The sequence below is a fragment of the Nocardiopsis alkaliphila YIM 80379 genome (genome assembly GCF_000341005.1).
Taxonomy (GTDB): domain Bacteria; phylum Actinomycetota; class Actinomycetes; order Streptosporangiales; family Streptosporangiaceae; genus Nocardiopsis; species Nocardiopsis alkaliphila.
This window is the reverse complement of the sequence record NZ_ANBD01000153.1, coordinates 1-17873: the sequence shown is the minus strand read 5'-3', so window position 1 is coordinate 17873 and position 17873 is coordinate 1. Positions and strand designations below refer to the sequence as shown.

General features: G+C 68.7%; 12 protein-coding genes. 1 reads left to right on the top strand and 11 read right to left on the bottom strand.

The genetic code is table 11. From position 1 onward, the window contains the following. Positions 1 to 421 precede the first annotated feature (421 nt). Positions 422 to 1708 (top strand): MFS transporter, encoded by a 1287-nt coding sequence (locus D472_RS0121075; RefSeq protein ID WP_033304376.1) that lies wholly within the window; start codon positions 422 to 424, stop codon positions 1706 to 1708. A gap of 38 nt (positions 1709 to 1746) precedes the next feature. Here the strand turns inward: D472_RS0121075 and D472_RS26140 are convergent, their stop codons facing one another. From D472_RS26140 to D472_RS27840, 11 genes are all read right to left on the bottom strand, one after another. Further along, complete coding sequence (locus tag D472_RS26140; protein WP_017606437.1) at positions 1747 to 2598, bottom strand: SDR family oxidoreductase; 852 nt, start codon at positions 2596 to 2598, stop codon at positions 1747 to 1749. Between the two features lie 605 nt (positions 2599 to 3203). Beyond that, on the bottom strand, positions 3204 to 5021 hold the full coding sequence (locus D472_RS0121060; protein WP_017606435.1) for an acyl-CoA dehydrogenase: 1818 nt from the start codon (positions 5019 to 5021) through the stop codon (positions 3204 to 3206). Positions 5022 to 5272: 251 nt separating this feature from the next. Next, the gene (locus tag D472_RS0121055; RefSeq protein ID WP_017606434.1) at positions 5273 to 6982 is read right to left on the bottom strand and encodes a thiopeptide-type bacteriocin biosynthesis protein; all 1710 of its coding nucleotides are present in this window, start codon (positions 6980 to 6982) and stop codon (positions 5273 to 5275) included. After that, positions 6979 to 8349: a hypothetical protein gene (locus tag D472_RS0121050; protein WP_017606433.1), complete on the bottom strand. Its 1371-nt coding sequence runs from the start codon at positions 8347 to 8349 to the stop codon at positions 6979 to 6981. The genes D472_RS0121055 and D472_RS0121050 overlap by 4 nt, the downstream gene beginning before the upstream one ends. Then, positions 8346 to 10160 carry a YcaO-like family protein gene (locus D472_RS0121045; RefSeq protein WP_026117927.1) on the bottom strand — a complete coding sequence of 605 codons (1815 nt, stop codon included), beginning with the start codon at positions 10158 to 10160 and terminating at the stop codon, positions 8346 to 8348. The genes D472_RS0121050 and D472_RS0121045 overlap by 4 nt, the downstream gene beginning before the upstream one ends. Continuing rightward, positions 10151 to 11779: a hypothetical protein gene (locus tag D472_RS0121040; protein ID WP_017606431.1), complete on the bottom strand. Its 1629-nt coding sequence runs from the start codon at positions 11777 to 11779 to the stop codon at positions 10151 to 10153. The genes D472_RS0121045 and D472_RS0121040 overlap by 10 nt, the downstream gene beginning before the upstream one ends. After that, positions 11772 to 12920, bottom strand: a complete 1149-nt coding sequence (locus D472_RS0121035; protein WP_017606430.1) for a lantibiotic dehydratase C-terminal domain-containing protein — start codon at positions 12918 to 12920, stop codon at positions 11772 to 11774. The genes D472_RS0121040 and D472_RS0121035 overlap by 8 nt, the downstream gene beginning before the upstream one ends. A gap of 28 nt (positions 12921 to 12948) precedes the next feature. Continuing rightward, positions 12949 to 15621, bottom strand: a complete 2673-nt coding sequence (locus tag D472_RS0121030) for a lantibiotic dehydratase (protein ID WP_017606429.1) — start codon at positions 15619 to 15621, stop codon at positions 12949 to 12951. Continuing rightward, complete coding sequence (locus tag D472_RS0121025; RefSeq protein WP_017606428.1) at positions 15618 to 16508, bottom strand: ABC transporter permease; 891 nt, start codon at positions 16506 to 16508, stop codon at positions 15618 to 15620. The genes D472_RS0121030 and D472_RS0121025 overlap by 4 nt, the downstream gene beginning before the upstream one ends. Next, positions 16505 to 17422 carry an ABC transporter ATP-binding protein gene (locus tag D472_RS0121020; RefSeq protein ID WP_017606427.1) on the bottom strand — a complete coding sequence of 306 codons (918 nt, stop codon included), beginning with the start codon at positions 17420 to 17422 and terminating at the stop codon, positions 16505 to 16507. The genes D472_RS0121025 and D472_RS0121020 overlap by 4 nt, the downstream gene beginning before the upstream one ends. Positions 17423 to 17524: 102 nt before the next feature. After that, complete coding sequence (locus tag D472_RS27840) at positions 17525 to 17707, bottom strand: thiazolylpeptide-type bacteriocin (RefSeq protein WP_017606426.1); 183 nt, start codon at positions 17705 to 17707, stop codon at positions 17525 to 17527. Between the last annotated feature and the right edge of the window lie 166 nt (positions 17708 to 17873).

Here is a 17873-nt window from a genome sequence, read left to right as displayed (position 1 = left end):
TTATTCTTCGCGCTCCGGATGCTAGCAGCAACTGACCCCTGGTAGTCGAGGCTTCTGCGAGTGACCCATATCACACTTAACAGATGCGTATCGACTTGTCCAAAGAGAGAACACGCAGTTCAAGCCCTATATTTCGGAATCACGTTCGCCCTTTGGGGTTGGGGTGTGCGCGGCTGGGGGGTGCGTTGGCTGTAGTGAGCCTCACCCGATTCGATGACTACTGGGGATGATTGAGTTACTTAGGGTAATTTTATGCAGGGTAGAGGTACTTTGCCCTCTGAAGGTTCCTCTTTGCCTTTTCGAACCCACCACGTCGTCGGTCATCCTCGCTCGCTTTGCGCGGTCGCTCACCCCGATGTAAGGGGTGCTCGGCCGAGTGGAGGACACTGGAAGGACGCGCAACGAGGAGAGAAGCGGCGAAGTGACCCAGACCGATACATCCGGTGACAGGACCTCAAGGGGCGGAGCACCCCCCGCCGAACCGACGGGCGGCGTGCGCGCCTGGCTGGTGTGGGGGGTCGCCGTGGGTGGCTACTTCCTCGCCATGCTGCACCGCAACGGTCTGGGCGTGGCCGCGTTGGAGGCACAGAGTCGTTTCGACGTCGGCCCCGCGCTGCTCTCCCTGCTGCCGATGCTCCAACTCTTGGTCTACGTCCTTCTCCAGGTGCCCGCCGGTCTGCTCGCCGACCGACTGGGTCCGCGGTACACGCTGGTGATGGGCATGGCCGCGATGGCGGCCGGTTCCTGCATGTTCGCCCTGGCGCCCGGGATCGAGGTGGCCGTCGCGGGTCGGTTCCTCATCGGTCTGGGGGACGCACTCGTGTTCCTCAACGTCATCCGACTGGCCGCCCTGTGGTTCCCACGCGCTCGCTACGCGCTGGTCAGCGGCCTGACCGGGGTGGTCGGTGGCACCGGCCAGGTGGCCAGCGCCGCCCCGCTGGCCTGGGCGCTCGGTGGGATCGGCTGGGTGGCGGCCTTCCTCGCGACCACCGGACTCACCGTGCTGATGGCGCTCCTGGTGCTCCTGGTTGTGCGAGACCGGCCCGCCGGTGCGGCCGGACGCTCGACCGTCGCGGATCCCATTTCCCTCTGGGCGGCGCTCAAGGAGGCGCTGAAGGCCGACGGCCCTCGGATCGGGATGGCGCACCACGCGGCCGTCATGGCGCCGTTCACCATGATGATGGTCCTGTGGGGCTTTCCGTTCCTCGTGGGCGGACTGGGGCTGGCCGAGTCGACGGCGGCGCTCACCCTGACCGGACTGGCGGCGGGGGCGCTGTGGTTGGCGCCCGTGGCCGGGGCGCTCATCGGCCGGTGGCCGAACGTGCGCGTCTACCTGGCGCTCACCCTGGGCGGGACGTTGAGCCTGGGGTGGTTGTTGTTGGTGGTGTGGCCGGGTGGAGTTCCGGTGGCCCTGGGACTCACGGTCATGGCGGTCAGCGTGCTCGGCCAGACCCTCGCGCCCACCATCTCCTTCGACTTCGCCCGTGATGGGATCCCAGCGAGCCGTACCGGTGTGGCGTCGGGGCTGGTCAACATGAGCGGCTTCACCACCGCGGTGGTCTGTACCGTCGCCGCGGGGGCGATTTTGCAGACTCTGCCCGAGGAACCCAGCTCCTACCAGGCGGCGTTCGGGCCACTGGCGGCCTGCACGGCCTTGGCCACGGTGGTGTTGACGGTGTTCATCCGTCGGGCCCGTCCCCGCAGATGACCGGAGACGGGCCGGATGAGCGAGGAAGAAGGAGGGTGTCAGCCGGCACGCCAGGTGGCGTCCTGGAGGTCTCCCCCCGCCTGCGGTCCCATCAACGACAGACCACCGTCCACGAAGATCGAGCTTCCGGTGACGTAGGAGGACTCCGGGCGGGCGAGGAAGGCCACCGCTTCGGCGACCTCATAGGCGTGACCGGGGCGGGGTATGGGGTAGCCGGCACGTGAGTCCAGCTCCGGCGGCTGCTCGTGCTGACCGGTCATCGGTGTGGCGATCTCACCCGGGGCCACCGCGTTCACGGTGATGCCGTACAGGCCCAGTTCCAAGGCGAGGGTACGGGTGAGGAGTTTCAGGCCGCCCTTGGCCGTGCAGTAGGCGCCGGCGGTCACTCGCGGGTAGTCCTCGTGCACGCTGGTGATGTTGATGATGCGGCCACCACGTCCGGCGTCTCGCATGTGACGACCGGCTATCTGTGAACACAGGAACGGGGCGTCCAGGTCCACGGCGAGCACCTCGCGCCATCGGGCGTAGTCGGTGTCCAAGAGGTGTTCACTGGAGCCGGTGCCCGCGTTGTTGACCAGAACCCCCACACCACCGAGCTCGTCGATCATCTCCGTGACGGCCTCGGCTCCGTGCTGCGGCTCGGCGAGGTCGTGCCTGCGCACCGCCACCCTGCGGCCGATCTCCCTGATCTCGGACTCCGTCCTACGGATGCCCTCCTCATCCTCGTGGTAGGTGACGCCCACGTCGAACCCCGCTTCGGCGAGCCGGATCGCACTGGCCCGTCCGATACCGCTGTCCGCGCCGGTCACCACCGCCACGCGATCGTAGTCGTCGAACTCCTTCACCGCCGCGACGCTCTCGGTGCTACTTCCGGTGCCCGGCCGCCCCATGGTCGTTCCCCTTCCTCACGGACGTCTGTGGGCCTGCGACTACCCCGAGCAGCGTTTTCTTATACGTCCGTGTGCGTGTCGGCAGCGTGGTGTGCTCACCTGATCCGCCACGAGGTGGGTTTAGAGGGGGTTCCCCTTTGAAAGAGGGAGGGAAAGGCCCCCTTGGAACTCGGAGGTGCCTTGTGTTCGGATTCGGGGTGCTCCTCGCGGTGCTGGGGTGTGCGCTGTTACTCGTGTTGACCCAAGTGCCTCGAGAACCTGAGACGGAGGTCGTTCGAGGGCATCTGCACAGGTTCATGATCGCAGCCTTCGCCGTGGCCTGGTTCTTGGTGCTCTTGGGGCTGTTGTTCGACCGGTGAGCGTGGGCATGGGCAGGGTGTGAGGGCTTGGGGTGGGGGCGCCCCCACCTTCGGCGCCCCCACCTTCGGTGCTCGCCTCGCCACCCACACCCGCCCACCCCAAGCGCCCCGCACCCCACCCCCACCCCACCCGCACCTTCCCAGGTCCACGACGCGGGACCGGGAAGAACACGAGGGGCGGGGCGGCCACATGGCCACCCCGCCCCTCGGCGGTGCTCGATATCCGGCGTATCTACCGATCAGACCTTAGAAGGCCTCCTCGGGGACCTCCATGACACCCAGGTTCACGTTCTGAGCGATCTTCAGCTCGGCCTCGACGCGGGGCAGGAACTGCTCGGCGAAGAAGCGCGCGGCGGCGATCTTGCCGGTGTAGAAGTTCTTGTCCTCGGCGTCGGCACCGTCGATGCTGTTCAGCGCGATCTCGGCCTGGCGGAGGAGCAGCCAGCCGAGAACGACGTCACCGAAGGCGAAGAGCAGACGCACGGAGTTCAGCCCGACCTTGTACAGCTCGCGGGAGTCCTCAGCGGAGCCCATCGCGTGGCCGACCATGAGCTCGACCATCTTCTCGACCTGGCCCAGGGCGCTGAGCAGGAGCGCGCGCTCCTCCTTGAGCTGACCGTTGCCGGCCTCGCTCTCGCCGAAGGCCTTGATCTCGGCGGAGAGCTTGCCGATGGCGGCGCCGCCGTTCTTCACGATCTTGCGGAAGAAGAAGTCCTGCGCCTGGATCGCCGTGGTGCCCTCGTACAGGGTGTCGATCTTGGCGTCACGGATGTACTGCTCGATCGGGTACTCCTGCAGGAAGCCGGAGCCGCCCAGGGTCTGCAGGGACTCGGCCAGCAGCGCGTAGGAACGCTCCGAACCCACACCCTTGACGATCGGCAGCAGGAGGTCGTTCATGGCCTCCAGCTCGGAAACGTCCTCGCCCTTGGCCTGGCCGATCTGGATCGCGTCCTGTTGGGTGGCGGTGAACAGGACCAGCGAACGCATGGCCTCCACGTACGCCTTCTGCGTCATGAGGCTGCGACGCACGTCCGGGTGGTGGGTGATGGTGACCTTGGGGGAGTCCTTCCCACCGGCGATGTCGTTGCCCTGGACACGGTTCTTGGCGTATTCGAGGGCATTCAGGTAACCCGTGGACAGGGTGGCGATCGCCTTCGTTCCGACCATCATGCGGGCGTACTCGATGACGAGGAACATCTGGCGGATGCCGTCGTGCTTGTCGCCGACGAGGTAACCGATGGCGGGGTGCTTGTCGCCGAAGGTCAGCTCACAGGTGGTGGAGGCCTTGAGGCCCATCTTGTGCTCGACGTTGGTGACGTAGGCGCCGTTGCGCTCACCGAGGGAGCCGTCCTCGTTGACCAGGTACTTGGGCACCAGGAAGAGCGAGAGACCCTTGGTGCCGGGGCCGGCGCCCTCGGGGCGGGCCAGCACCAGGTGGAAGATGTTCTCGGTCATGTCCTGCTCGGCCGAGGTGATGAAGCGCTTCACACCCTCGATGTGCCAGGTGCCGTCACCCTGGTCGATGGCCTTGGTGCGGCCGGCGCCGACGTCCGAACCGGCGTCCGGCTCGGTCAGCACCATGGTGGCGCCCCAGCCGTTCTCGATGGCCTGGTGGGCGAACTTCTTCTGTGCCTCGTTGCCCTCGGCGTACAGGATGCTCGCGAAGCCGGGGCCGGCGGAGTACATGTGGACGGAGGGGTTGGAGCCCAAGATGAGCTCGGCCGCGGACCATACGAGGGAACGGGGGGCGCCGAGGCCACCGAGCTCCTGGGGAAGGTCGAGGTTGTACCAGCCGGCGTCCATGTAGGCCTGGTAGGACTTCTTCAGGCTCTCAGGGATGGCGACGGTGTTGGTCTTGGGGTCGAAGACCGGCGGGTTGCGGTCGGCGTCCTCGAACGACTCCGCGATGACACCGGTGGCGAGGCGGTTGATCTCGTCCAGGATGGTGCGCGCGGTGTCTTCGTCCAGCTCCTCGAAGGGGCCCTGCCCCAGCACGTCTTGGCGCTTGAACAGTTCGAAGAGGTTGAACTCGATGTCGCGCAGGTTGCTCTTGTAATGCGTCATGGACAGCTCCGCTGTGTCCCTGGCCGCGGTGTCTGTACACGCGGATCTACCGACTAGTAACAAGTCAATGTTACTACTGAGTAGCCTCAAGCGCCAGTGGTATGGGGTATTTGTGCCCATCAGGGCAGGTCGAGGGTCTGTAAGGGCAGGGCAATAGGGTTTTCGGCCCTCCTTATCTCCGGTATGGGTGCGCTCCCAAAAAGGCGGAAGCGGGGCGCGGTCCATACCGCTCCCCGCCCCGAGTCCTCGGATCAATGCGTCCGGGTCGGCTCTTGGGCTCCTACCGGAAGCAGGGTCAGCGCCGTCCGGTCCACCCCGTCCAGGTGCAGCAGGGCGTTGACCGCGTCGTCCGCGAACCCCGAGACCACCAGCGAACGCAGCCCCAACGCGGTGGCGCACAACGCCAGGTTCTGCGCCACGTGACCGCATTCCTGGTACAGCAGTCGCAGGGCCCGTTGCCCATACCCCTGGCGCAATCGGCCCAGGTCCCCGACCAGCACCACCAGTGCTCCCATCGTGTCGGCCACCACCCCGGGGCGCCCATCGGCCTCGGCGCGCAGGAAGGGCGAGAGTTCGGTCAGTCGATCCACGGGAGTGGGCCCGTCCGCTCGCAACAGCCGGTGCCCCTCGGCCCGATAACGATAGGTCCCCGGCGCCAGCCCTGAAACGTGCCGAGCCAGCACCCATACCTGTGTGGCGTAGGCCGCTCCCGGTGAGGGATGGGTGCGGGGGAAACCGCGCGTTCCGAGCCGCGCGGCCCGTGCGTGACCGATCCCGGCCGCGTGCCCCAACAGGTCCGACAACTCCGCGAGGGTCATCCGGCCACCGAAGTCGCCGTGTGCGCTCTCGCGTTCGGCCAACGCTTCGTCCAGTGACATGGACAGTGTGCCGGGGGTGGGCAGTTCGACCACCGGGGCTCCGGCGGCCTCGGCCCGATCGATCTCGGGTGCCACCAGTCGCGGCGCGTGCTCACCGGCCATGGTGTCCGGCAGGTACTTGCCGGCCTCCAGGTACAGCCGGTCCGGTGCGTCCACCCCCGGCGCGAAGTAGTCCCCCGGCGGTTCCCAACGCGGGTAGGACAGGGACAACAGCCAGGCGATCCGGCGTTCGTCGTCGATGTCCAGACCGAGCCGGTTGCAGGTCATGTGCAGCAGGGACCACATGATCCGGTCGAGTCCGTTGCTCAGACCCTCCTGCGCGTCGATCTCTCGCAGTCGTCGTACCGTCTGGCGTATCCCTCGGTCCCACAGGTGGTGGGTGGACGAACCCTCACCCGCGACCAGGCGTTCCACCCGTGGGCGTCGCTGCAACCACCGCGACGGCGAGGAGTGGAAGAGTCTCTCGGCCTGCGCCCGTGCCCGACCGTCCCCGCGTGCCACCTCCGTCGAGTAGTCCCAGGTGGCGAAGTAGCCACGGGACTGACGCACCGCCTCCACGTCATCGAAGCCCATCGCCGTGAACGCCAACGTGGCCAGGTCTGTGGCCACCACCTGACGCTGCCCCTGTTGGGGGGCCGAACGCAGTACCGCCAACGCGATGCGGGTACTCGCGCAGAAGAAGTCCTCGCACACCTGCAGAGCGCGCGATCCGCCGTATCGCTCGGTCTCGGGCTCGTAGACGGCCTCCACCACGTCCCCGTCGGAGTGCCACCGGTCCGGGTCGGCCTCGGGGAGGTTCGCGTAGTAGTCACCGCTGTCCAGTTCCAACGCGGTCGAGGAGGTCTCCTCGGCCAGGACCCGCATGCGGTCGGCGAAGGAGGCCACCGCTTCGGCGTCGGCGTTCAGGAACCGGGCCCGAAGATGTGGTCCGCCGTCCCAATAACGCAGGTAGAACCAGGCGTCGGCGTGCCCGGCGGTGACCAGCTCCTCCGCGGCGGGGGCCAGGTGTTCCAGGAGGAAGGTGTCGATGTCGGCACGGCCGCGGTGCAGGTACACGTACACGGCCGACCAGGCGCGGGTCATGAGGTCTCCCGGGGTGCGGTGTGGTCCGTCTCCTCGGCGTCGACGGGGACGTCCATGTAGGTGCCGCGTTCGGCGCGCACCCACAGTTGGTAGGCGGGGGTCTGATCGGGGGCGAACCCGAGGGCGGCGGCCCACTCCTCCTCGACGTAGTTGCGCATCGGTCGGGCGCACAGGTCGGTGGCGGAGGCTCCGAGACAGCCCCACTGGGTGATCCACCCGAGGAGGGTGTGCAGGATCGGTTCGGCGTACCGGCCGTGGGCGTGGGCCCAGACGGGGAAGTCCACGGCGAGGGTGTGGCCCAGGGTCGAGGAGAAGTTGGTTCCGTCGGTGCGGGGGACCGGACGAGGAAGCCCTTGGGCGCCCTCGGGGAGGAGTTCGCACACCGTGCGTTCGCCCACCCGGTCGTTCTCCAGGGCGTGTCGATACAGGCGTAGCGAGTCCGGTGCCAGGAGCGCGGAGCGGGCCGCGTCCAGGGCCGCCATCAGCGCGGACGTCACCCCCGAACCCTCCTGGGGGCTGACGTGGGTGCTGGTCACCAGGTTGGCGGTGGAGACCCCGCTGGTGCGTTCGTCCAACCAGCGCCGCAGCGTGCGGTCCGGCCGGGCCGTCACCTCGGCCACCCGCGCGGTCACCTCCGGGGGTAGGACCACCGAGTGTGCGTCGGACGTGGGGGCCAGGGTGAGGGCGGCGCTCGGCTCCATTCCCTCGGGCAGGAGCGCACGCGCCTCGGCGCAGGCCGGATGCCCCGGGTCCAGGTGGGTGTACGGATTCAGCCCGGACCTGGACAGGGTCAGGCCCAAGGTGGCCAAGAGGTGGCCGCCCTCCAGCAGGGCCAGGGAGGGTCGTAGCCGCCCGTACTCGGGTGGATAACGTCGGTGGTCCACCGCCACCACCACGCGAGCCCTCGTCAGGGCCGACTCCAGGTCGGCGGGCACGCCCGCTTCGGTCAGGGGTTGGAGCACGTGCGAGAGCGGATCCACTCGCACGCACCACTGTGCTCCCACGTGCGGCAACAGGAACAGGTCGGCCCCGAAGAGTCCGCGAGGTGAAGGGTAGGCGCGGTGCACCGGGTACCGGTCGGCCGCCGAGATTCGTCGCACCCGAACCGCTTCCACACAGGCGGCGAGGAGCCGTTGCGCCGGGGACCACGGCCCGCCCAGAGCGGGTCCTGCGGCGTCCAGTTCGCGCAGTGGGGCCAAAGCCGGCAGCGGTGCGTGGACCCGTCCCGGCACGGGTCGGGCCAGGCCGTTGGAGACCTCGGGGCCGAAGAACAACGTCTCGACCTGGGCGACGTCCTTGTCGTGGGACTGGCCGTGGAAGTGCGCCAAGGCTTCGGTGAATCCGCGTCCGGTCGGGCCACCGGTCACGGAAACGGGTGTGGAATCGGGTACACCTTTCCGGGTTCCTCCCACGGGATCCCTCCTTCGAACAGATCGGACGCACGGGTCAGTCGTTCCAGCCCACGGGTGCGCCGGTGGGTGTGGCCGAAGGTCATGGGTAGGGCGCCGGGCACGATCACCTTGACCGATCGCACACCGGACGCCTCCGTGTACGGGGCGCTGCTCTGGTCGACCACGATCACGTCCAGGCCGAGCGCGTGCACGGCCGCCAAACGCTCACGCAGTACGGCGGCCAGGTCCACCCCGGCGAAGGAGGAGGGAGCTCTCGCGGTGAACTCGCCCATCCCCACCTGCCCGCTCGGGTGTTCGAGGAACTCCCACAGGGGCCGGGCCTCCCACAGCCCGTGCGTTCCGGTGTGGTCCTCCAGGGTCCGGATCAGTGTGAAGTCGTCGAGCATCGGACGACACCGCTCCACCGCCACCGAAGCGCGCATCCGCACCCACTTGGGATACATCAGGGCGTTGGTGGCGGTCTCCTCGACCGCCGCCATGAGTGCGCGCCGCGGATCGAGGTGAGTGCCGGTGGCCAGGCTCATCGCGGGGGCCCGACCTTCGCGGACGGCTCCTTCCGGGGCGGTGATCATCGCCAGGACGGTGGGGATGTCCAGGTCCGAGGTGAGATCGAACAGGGACAGGCCCAGGCCGCGTTCGGTGAGCAGGTCGGTGAGGTGGCACAGGGCCGGATCATCGGCGCCCTCGATCCGACGCAGCCGGGTGCGCGAGTACCAGGCGAGCAGGAACGCGTCCCGCTCCACCACCTCGAACAGCCCGTACAGCACCGCCTCGGCCAGGGAGCCGCCCACGGCACACCCGTTGGAGGACTCGTACAGGAAGCGCTGATCGTGCGCTTCGGCGTGCCAGAAGGCCACGTGCTCGGGAACCAGGACCCGGCGCCGGTTCCGGGTGGACCAGCCCCACACCCAGGTGGTGCGGGTGTCGGGTGTGTAGGGAATCGGGTCGAAGGCCGGGTGTCCGTACCATTCCTCCTCGTGCAGGCCCAGTGAAGCGGGGTCGACGGCGTCTCCGGCCAGTTCGGAGTAGGAGCCGTGGACGGTCGGGGCTCCGGACAGGAGCCTGCCCCCGGTCACTCGTTCCACCCCCTCCAAGAAGGCGGGGACCTCACTGGCCCGGAAACGGGTGGAGCGTCCGTAGCCGCCCTCGCGCGTCGTGCGGCCGGGGGAGACGGCCTCGCAGGTCATCAGCGCCAGAGGGGACTCCTCGTCCCGATAGATGTGTGCCGCCGGACCGAAGCGGAAGTCGAGCAGCCGCTCCCGCAGGTCGTCGCGGTCCATCGCCCGGGTGCGCAGAACGGAGCCGATCGTCGGTAGCGGACCGTCCAGGTTCGGAGCGTCGGCGAGGTCGTCCACCGCCAGTCCGCGACCGCCGGGGAAACAGTGCTCGCAGTGCGGGTGGGGGATGAAGCGGTGGCGGTCGATCTGACCGGTGCGGCAGTCCAAGGCGATCAGGGACAGCCTCAGATCGGCCGGGTCGGTCGCGGCGACCAGGGCGCGGAACACGTCCTCCCAGAGCCTGAAGAGTTCGTCGGGAGCGGCTCTGTCCGTGGCGGTCTCACCTTCGACGTCGACCCGCCAGAGCCCGGCGCATCGAGAGCATCCGGGTGCGTCGGTCGGCGTCCAAGGGCCGAGGAGGGCCAAGGGCCCGTCCATCGAGGCGTGCAGTGTTCCGCCGGACAGGTCCACGGCGTGGGGCCGAGCCAGGGTGGCTCCCACCGGGACCAGCTCATTCGCCGTGGACCTTCGGGGTGTTCTCAGTTCCATGTCGCCACCGCCGAGTGCACTCCCAGTCCACGCCAACGGTCCGCGTTCTTGGGAGCGGACACGCGGACCGCACCCGTTTCGAACGCCCATCGGGCGAGGGAGGCCGTCGCCATGTCGGTGCCCGTGGCCGGGGCGGGGAGGGCGGCGTGCGGGGCCTCCTGGGTGAGCAGCGTCGCCGCGACCGCGCGGATCAGTGCCTCTTGGACACAGGAATCGACGTCGGCCGCCACACTCGTGCCCGCCAGGGGGCGCTCCGGGGCGGCAGGGTTCTTCGAGGAACGCGCGAACACCTGTGCTCGGTGTGGGCCGGAGCCGTCCAATCGACGTAGGACCAGTTTCGCGGGTACACCCGAGCGAAGGGTGAGCGCGGCCCACAGACGTCGGGCGGTGGGTGAGGGGTCGGGTGCGTCCACGTCCTTCCACCTCTCCTCGGGGAGCCCTTGGAGGAGATCGCCCACGGCGGCACCGATCGCGGTGACCGAGGTCGACCCCAGACCACGTCCGACCAGGGCATCGGTGGGAAGCCACACCACTCGGTGCAGGGCACCGAGCAGGGCGTCCAGACGGGCCTGGGCGGTGGTGAGGCCACAACCGGCTACGTCACCGGCCAGGGCGAGACCGACCGGAAGCTGGGGAAGTTCACCGGGCCGGGGCTCGGCGACCGGACCGAACACCCGGTCCCACAGGTGGGTGATCGAGTCCAAGAGTTCCGGAACCTCCGGTGGTTCGGCCGGATCCAGGGCGGGTGGTCGCTCGAGTTCGGTGGGGTCCAGCGGGTCGGCCAGGAGGAACGTGTGCGGTTCACTGACCAACTCGTCGGTGGTCACCATGAACTCCGGATCGAGGTCCGCGATGGTGCCCTCGGCGGTGCGAGCCACGTGAGCCACCAGGGCCAGCGCCAGCTGGGCGGCCACCAGGGTCCGGGTGAGCCGGAGCGCGGCTTGGTCCGGAACCCGGTGTTCGCCCTCCAGACCGGCGAACCAGGCGAGGAGCCGTTCGGACAGATCCGGGCTGAGGGGGCGGTTGCGCGGACCGACCGACCATAGGCCCCGCCCGGTCGCGATCAGGTGCTCGGCACCTTCACCATCAGCGGATTCCAGCCGCGTGGTGAGCAGGATCGGGCCCTTTGGGACGGGGCTCGGATCGACGTGGACCTGTCCGAAGCCGGCCCGCTTCAGGGCGCGCACCACCTCGGACGTCAACGGCGGAGAGGACGAACGCACCCAGGCCGTGCTCTGTCGTAGGGCGTTCAAAGCGGCGTAGGGACGTCGGGTCAGCGACTCCAGGTGTGCGTAGGCGGCCTGTTCGACCGGGGACGGGTCGACGAGTTCGGGTTCCAGGTCACGGAGGAAACCGTGCTCCTCCAACTGGTCGAGTATCCCTTCGAGGAAGGGGCGACCCCGCTCTGGGAAGCGCTCCAACAAGGTGGCGCGTTCGAACCCGGTGCGAAGGGTCGACTCCAACGCGCGCCATACGGTCTCGGCCTGGGCGCCGCGCACGATGACGGCGGTGGCGCCCATGCTCAACGCCACCCCCTCCTCGGCCAGGGAACGGGCGCGCACGGCGCTCTTCAGCCGGGTCGGGATCGTGAGGGACCGGGGTGAGGTGTGCTCAGGCATCGCCCACCCACGGCAGGGTCGGCTTCAGTTCGGGGTCGCTCCGTTGGTGGTCGACGACCTTGCGGACCGTCTCCGACCAGGTCTCGCCCACCACCTCTTGGGCGGCCTCGGTGAACAGGTAGGCCACCGAATACCGCTGGATGGGGGCCACGCCCATGAGTGGCAGCAGGTCGAAGAAGCAGTTGATGACGAACCGGTAGGCGGCGAACCCGTACCCGTCACCGAGCCGGGTGAAGTCCAGCTTGCGGAATTCCTGGTGGAAGTCGCTATAGGAACGCTCGTCGGACCCGCTCCACCGCACCTCGACGTCCTCGCCGAGCCGGGCCGCGGTCTTTTGCCGGTCGGGGTGGGGGAAGGGCAGGATGTGGTCCTTCTTCGCCAGTTCGACGGCTTCGGGCAACCAGCGGTCGACCCACTCCCCCCAGGCCACGGCGTAGGGGTCTTCACCGGTGTCCTCATGGACACCGCGCAGGGCCGTGACCAGGCTCTGGCGTTGGGCCCGGTAGGACAGGGCCAACCGTTCCTGGGCCCTTCCCTGGGGGTCGGACCAGTGGAAGTGCTCCTTCCAATGTGAAAGGAACGCCTGGTAGCCCGACTTGAGACCCCAGTCGGGATAGCGGACGGCGATCGCACCCATCCCGGCGAACACGTTCGCGAACACGGCCCGTTCACCGCCTCGTCCACCGACCTGGTCGGTCACTCGGGACAACCCGTCGGTGAGGACCCGGCCCTTGAGCCCGATCGCCTCGGGACCGCGTAGGAACGTGTCGACGGGGTCACCGGTCAGGCGCCGCAAGGAGTTGTCCGGGTCCAACGGACCGTAGGGGCCCTCCACCAACTCCATCCGGCCCATGGCCTGGGAGAACTCCTCGTATCGCGCCGGGTCCAGGTCCCGCCGGGAGGGGTGGAGGTCCAAGAAGGCGCGCATCCGTGCCTGGGCGGTCTCGGCGGCCCCGGTCACCGCCTCCGGAGCGCCGTCCAGGTAGAGCACGCAGTGCGGGCCGAGCCGCCAGTGCAGGTGGAGCCACGCCGCGGTGATTCCCTCCCTGGCTCGGGCCTCGCGCGCGGCGGGCACAAGGCAGTCGCCGAGCAGCGTGCTCTTGTCGCTTTCGTAGTAGGTCAGTCTGAGTCCGACGGTCACGGGGGTCAGCCTCGCTTCGTCTGGGGGATCAATGGGGGAAGGGCGGGGTCCCCGAACGGGCGGGGACGGTGGACAGCTCGAGGAAGACCTCGGCGGCGTGCCGGCCGGATGGACTCACCACCCCCGACTCGTGCGGGTGTGGGGACAGTTCCTCGGCCATCAGGGCCGGGCCCAGGTGGGCCAGCCGTTTGGCGGCGGTGATGGTGTGCGACCGGCTCAAGAAGTCGACGTGCTGGGGTTTGGGAGCCATGGCCCGTTCCATCGGTCCGAGCCGGGCGCCCTGAAGGGAGCGAACGAACACCTCGTCGGGCAGGCCCCGCCGAGCGCGTTCGACGTTGATCCGCCGGTGCAGCGCGGCCGCGGGCTCCCCGTCCCGGGCCGTGAACAACGATGTGTCCAGAGCCCATCTACGACGGAACAGGATGAGCGACCCGAAGCCGATCCGGGGCGTCCCACCCCGGTATCCCTCTTCGGTCCAGCGTTCGTGCAGGTCGATACCGAGGTCGCCGAAGGAGAAGAACGGCGAGTCCGCCACCATCGCCACCAGCATCTCGTCGTAGGGCAGCGCGTGCGGCACCAGGAAACCGGTGTAGACGGGGTCGATCTCGGTTCCGTCCGCACGTACCAGCCGCAGACCGCCAGGGGTATGGACCATGGTGAGGTCACGGGTGCTCGGCCCGGGCAGCAGGGTGGGCTCGTCCCGCAACGCCACCTCTTCGCCGGCCAAGGCGGGGGAGAGGTTGGCGTTGAAACCCAAGGCCGAACGCATGTGCACGGTATCGGCGCCCTCGGGAGCGACCCGCCGCACGTGTTCGGCGACCCGGTGCCGCACCTCCTGTGGCAGGTGCCCCAGGAACCGGCTGAAGTACCGGGCGCGACCACCGTAGACGTGGTTGACCACCAAACGCTCGACCGCGTCCTCGCACGCGCCTGGAACCTCCCGAGCCGCCTGGACCTGGCCGAACACCGCGAGGGAACGGTGGGCGAAGAACTCCCGTTCCGGTAGTGCCTCGGCGACCTCGGCCACCACGTCCGGGTCGATCTCGACCTGCTCGGAGCCGGAGCGTCCCAGCTCCACGAGGTGCGCCACGGCGCGGGCCCGGGCTTCCAGCAGCCGACGCAGGCCCTGGTCCGCGTCCGCCAGGGCACCGGGATCACCGCCCATGAGTTCCTGGGTGAGCGGGAACGCGGCGCGCGCGTCTTGGGCGAAGGCGTCCAGGTCCGAGCATCGACCGCCCCGGCCGTACCGAGCCACGAACACCTGCTCCAACGCCCCCGAGAGCACCCGCTGGTCGTCCAGCGCGAACAACAACGGCATCAGCCGCTCGAAATCGGCCGACCATCGCGCGGTCGTCGAACGGCTCACCGGAACGCCGCGCGAGGTCAGGCAGTCCTCCACCACCGGGGAGGTCGCCGAGTCCTCGACGCCCACGGCCGCGGACCACGCCTTTTGCAGGCGCAGCACCCCACGGGCACGCTCGGCGCCGTCGGCTTCGGCGAAGTCCGCCAATACCTCCGCGGTGGTCTCGAAGGCGGTCGTGACCCGGGCCGCCACCTCACCCGGAAGCCTCCGGGCCAGGTCGTGCCAACGGTGCACGTAATCGGGGGACTGTTCGGCGGCGGGAGCCCACGGCACCAGCACGCCCGCCTCGATCAGCTTGTCCAACACACCGAGGGCCTGCTCGGGCTCGCAACCCAGGTCCGTGGCGACCGCGTCGCACAGTCCGTCCAACCGCACCGGCGCGGTCGCCCGCTTCTCCAGGACCGAGATCAACCGGTCCCAACTCCCGGTCAGGGGGAGGCGGACCTCTTCCTCCCCGAACGCCTCGGCGCGCAGGCCCGAGGAAGGCGGTGCCCACCGGCGACGATGTACCACCAGGCGTTCCACCCCGTCCTCGGCACCCGCCTCGACGCCGGTGATCCGTCGGGCCCCACCGGTGAGTACCCACTCCAGGCCCGACCGGGCCTGGGGATCGGTGGCCAGGGCACGGCCGGCCTGGCGTACCAGCAGCCGACGTAGGTCCGGGTGGGGTTCGAGACGCAGTGGTGCACCCGCATGGGCGATACCGGAGGGTCGTTCCAGGTCGTCGAAGTGCACCGCCGTGTACAGCGAGTACGGACTGACCTTCAACGTGGACCGGGAGAAGTAGCGGACCAACGAGGCTTCGGCCTTGCGCATGCGTTTGTCCGGTGTCCGCGTGTGGGCCGCTCGGGCCGCCACCGCCCGGTGCAGATCGGCGCTGGACAGGGCGGTGGACCGGTCCACGTGCGGGTCGCCCGCCCACTCCGCCAGTACCGCGCGTTCGTCGCGCAGGGACGACTCGTGGGCCGCGTCCAAGTGCGCGGCCACGTCCTCGGCTCGTCGATGGCTCGCCGCCCACCGCCGTAGGGCGGGCACCTCGTCGAGGATCGGGTGTCCCTGAAGGCTCGCTCGGGGCGGACGCCTGTTGAACACAGCGCGCTTGGCGGCCAGTACCTCGCGTCGGTCCTTCTCGCCCACGGTGGGAGCGAGAAGGTGCAGGGTCTCCAACAGGCCCTCGCGGAGCCGCTCGCGTTCCTCCTCCTCCTGAACGAGGGCCTGCACCAGCAGGTCGTCCAAGGAGGACGTGGTCCGCTCGGGGCGCAACCATCGGTGGGGGTACAGGTTCAACCGGGAGACCAGGTAGGGACCCTCCACCACGGTGAAGGAAGGTGTGCTCAACCCTTGTCCTCCGCACCCTCGGCCGACTCCGCCTTGCGCGCGGACCGCTCCTTGGCCGAACCGAAGCCGCGGGGCTCCCGCTCGGAGGCCCAACGGAACCAGCGCAGCGCGATGACCGTGCCCACCAGGGCCCAGGCCAGCAACGACCACACCGATGGCCAGTCCCAAGCGGGGCCCGATTCGGCCAACGAGCTTTGGATCAAGATGGTGAGCGGGCGACCCGGCAACAGGTCCACGATGGCGGCCACCGTGTCACCCAGGGGCAGGACGATGAACCCTCCCGCCAGGAACGCGGCGGGGAAGAAGATGCCGTTGACGACGGGGACGGCGGCGTCGGCGTTGGGCGGTAGTAGTGAGACGGCCGCGCCCAGTGGGGCCATGCAGACGAAGCCGAGCAGCAGGGCGATCAACAGTCGTGGGACACGTGCCGGGTCGATGGTCACGCCCATGGCCAGCACTCCGATGGCGGTGACCACCGCCAACACGATCACGGTGGTCAACAGCGTGTTCGTCAGGTAGGCGCCCATCACCGTCACCGGCTTGACCGGGGTGGTGCGGAAGCGCTTGAACAGACCGTGGTGGCGGCGAATGGCCAGCCCGATGGCGACGTTGGCGAAGGCCACCGACATCAGCGCGAAGCCCAGGATGCCGCCATAGCTCAGATTTCCTTGGGTGATCTGGTGTTCACCGACCACGCGGATCTCGTCGGCCTGGGAGCGGAACGCCAACCCGAAGCCCACGTAGAACATCACCGGCATGGCCACGATGAACGCCAGGGTGATGGGGGAACGCCAGAACTCCTTGAGTTCTCCGTCCACGTGCAGCAGGAAGCTGCTCGGGCGCCTGGTGCGGGGCGCGCCGCGGGCGCCGGTCTGGGTGGTGCTCATTCGGACTTCTCCGTCTCCAGCCGCGGGTCGTTCAGCATCGCCACGTAGGCGTCGTCCAGGCTGGGAGGCACGATCGTCAGGCCGCTGATCCTGGTCCCCTCGTCCCTGGCCCAGGTCTGCACACGTTCCACCACGGCGTCCTGGTCGTCGGTGTGGATGCGCACGCGGCCGTTGACCACGGTGGCGCCCTCGGGCAGGCGTCCGTCCACCCCCTCGGGAACGGTGAACTCCACCACGGTGAAGGCCGTCGACCCCTGGACCAGCTCCTCGGGGGTGCCCGAGGCGATGAACTCGCCATCGCGGATGACGTCCACCTGGTCGGCGAGCTCTTGCACCTCGGTGAGGTCGTGCGAGGTCAGCACGACGGTGGTGCCGCTGTCGCGCAGTCCGGCGACCAGGGCGCGGATGCGGCGACGGGACACCGGGTCCAGTCCGGTGGTGGGCTCGTCGAGGAAGAGGAGTTCGGGGCGCCCGGTCAGGGCCAAGGCCAGGTCCAGCCGGCGGCGCTGGCCATCGGAGAGGGAGCGCACCAGCGCGGACCGCTTCTCGGTGAGCTCCACCTGTTCCAGCGCCTCGTCCACCCCCAGCGGGTTCGGGTAGTAGGAGGCGTGTCTGCGCAGGATGTCGCGGACCGACAGGCCCGGTTCCAACATGGTCTGTTGGAGGACGACGCTCATGCGGGTGCGCAGCTCGGCGAAGTCGCGGCGATTGCCGGGGTCCAGACCGAGCACTTCGACACTGCCCGAGGTACGTCCTCGGTGACCTTCCAGGATCTCGATCAGCGTCGTCTTGCCCGCCCCATTGGGGCCGAGCAGCGCGGCGATCCCTCCGATGGGTACCTGGTAGGAGATGCCGTGGAGCACCTCTCCCTTCCCGTAGTCCTTGGTGATGTCCGTGGCGTTGATCGCGTACACGTGCGGCCCTCGTCGTGCTCGTGTTGCCGGGGGAGTGGGGGCGTGATCCGGGGACCCGTGGGGGCGGCCCCGCCGAGAGGGGCCGCCCGTTCGTACCTTCGGTCAGCCGCACGACCCCGACGAGCAGCAGCTGCTGGAGCCACAGCAGGAGGTGGAGGTGCAGGAACTGGAGCCACTGGTGGCGCCGGTCTCCGGGACGGCGACCGCCTCGCGGACGCTCATCACCTCCATGTCGTCGAAGTCGAGAGCGGGAAGCTCGATCGTGGGGATTTCCTTGGTCGTCATCAAGCACCTTCTTCTGTAAGCATGAGGAGATGGATCGGTCACCCATAGTGGTGATTTCAGAGAAAATGAATACTCGGGTGTGGGGGTTCGAGTATTAATTTCACGAAAGGGGTTTGAGGGGTGACGGGTGGGGGATGAGAAGCGGTTTCCTCGGGGCTCAGCCGCA

What these genes read in the sequence shown, in the direction of transcription:
- D472_RS0121045 (WP_026117927.1), bottom strand. Translation starts at nt 10,160, where the DNA reads ATGGAACTGAGAACACCCCGAAGGTCCACGGCGAATGAGCTGGTCCCG.
- D472_RS0121025 (WP_017606428.1), bottom strand. Translation starts at nt 16,508, where the DNA reads ATGAGCACCACCCAGACCGGCGCCCGCGGCGCGCCCCGCACCAGGCGC.
- D472_RS0121040 (WP_017606431.1), bottom strand. Translation starts at nt 11,779, where the DNA reads ATGCCTGAGCACACCTCACCCCGGTCCCTCACGATCCCGACCCGGCTG.
- D472_RS27840 (WP_017606426.1), bottom strand. Translation starts at nt 17,707, where the DNA reads ATGACGACCAAGGAAATCCCCACGATCGAGCTTCCCGCTCTCGACTTC.
- D472_RS26140 (WP_017606437.1), bottom strand. Translation starts at nt 2,598, where the DNA reads ATGGGGCGGCCGGGCACCGGAAGTAGCACCGAGAGCGTCGCGGCGGTG.
- D472_RS0121060 (WP_017606435.1), bottom strand. Translation starts at nt 5,021, where the DNA reads ATGACGCATTACAAGAGCAACCTGCGCGACATCGAGTTCAACCTCTTC.
- D472_RS0121055 (WP_017606434.1), bottom strand. Translation starts at nt 6,982, where the DNA reads ATGACCCGCGCCTGGTCGGCCGTGTACGTGTACCTGCACCGCGGCCGT.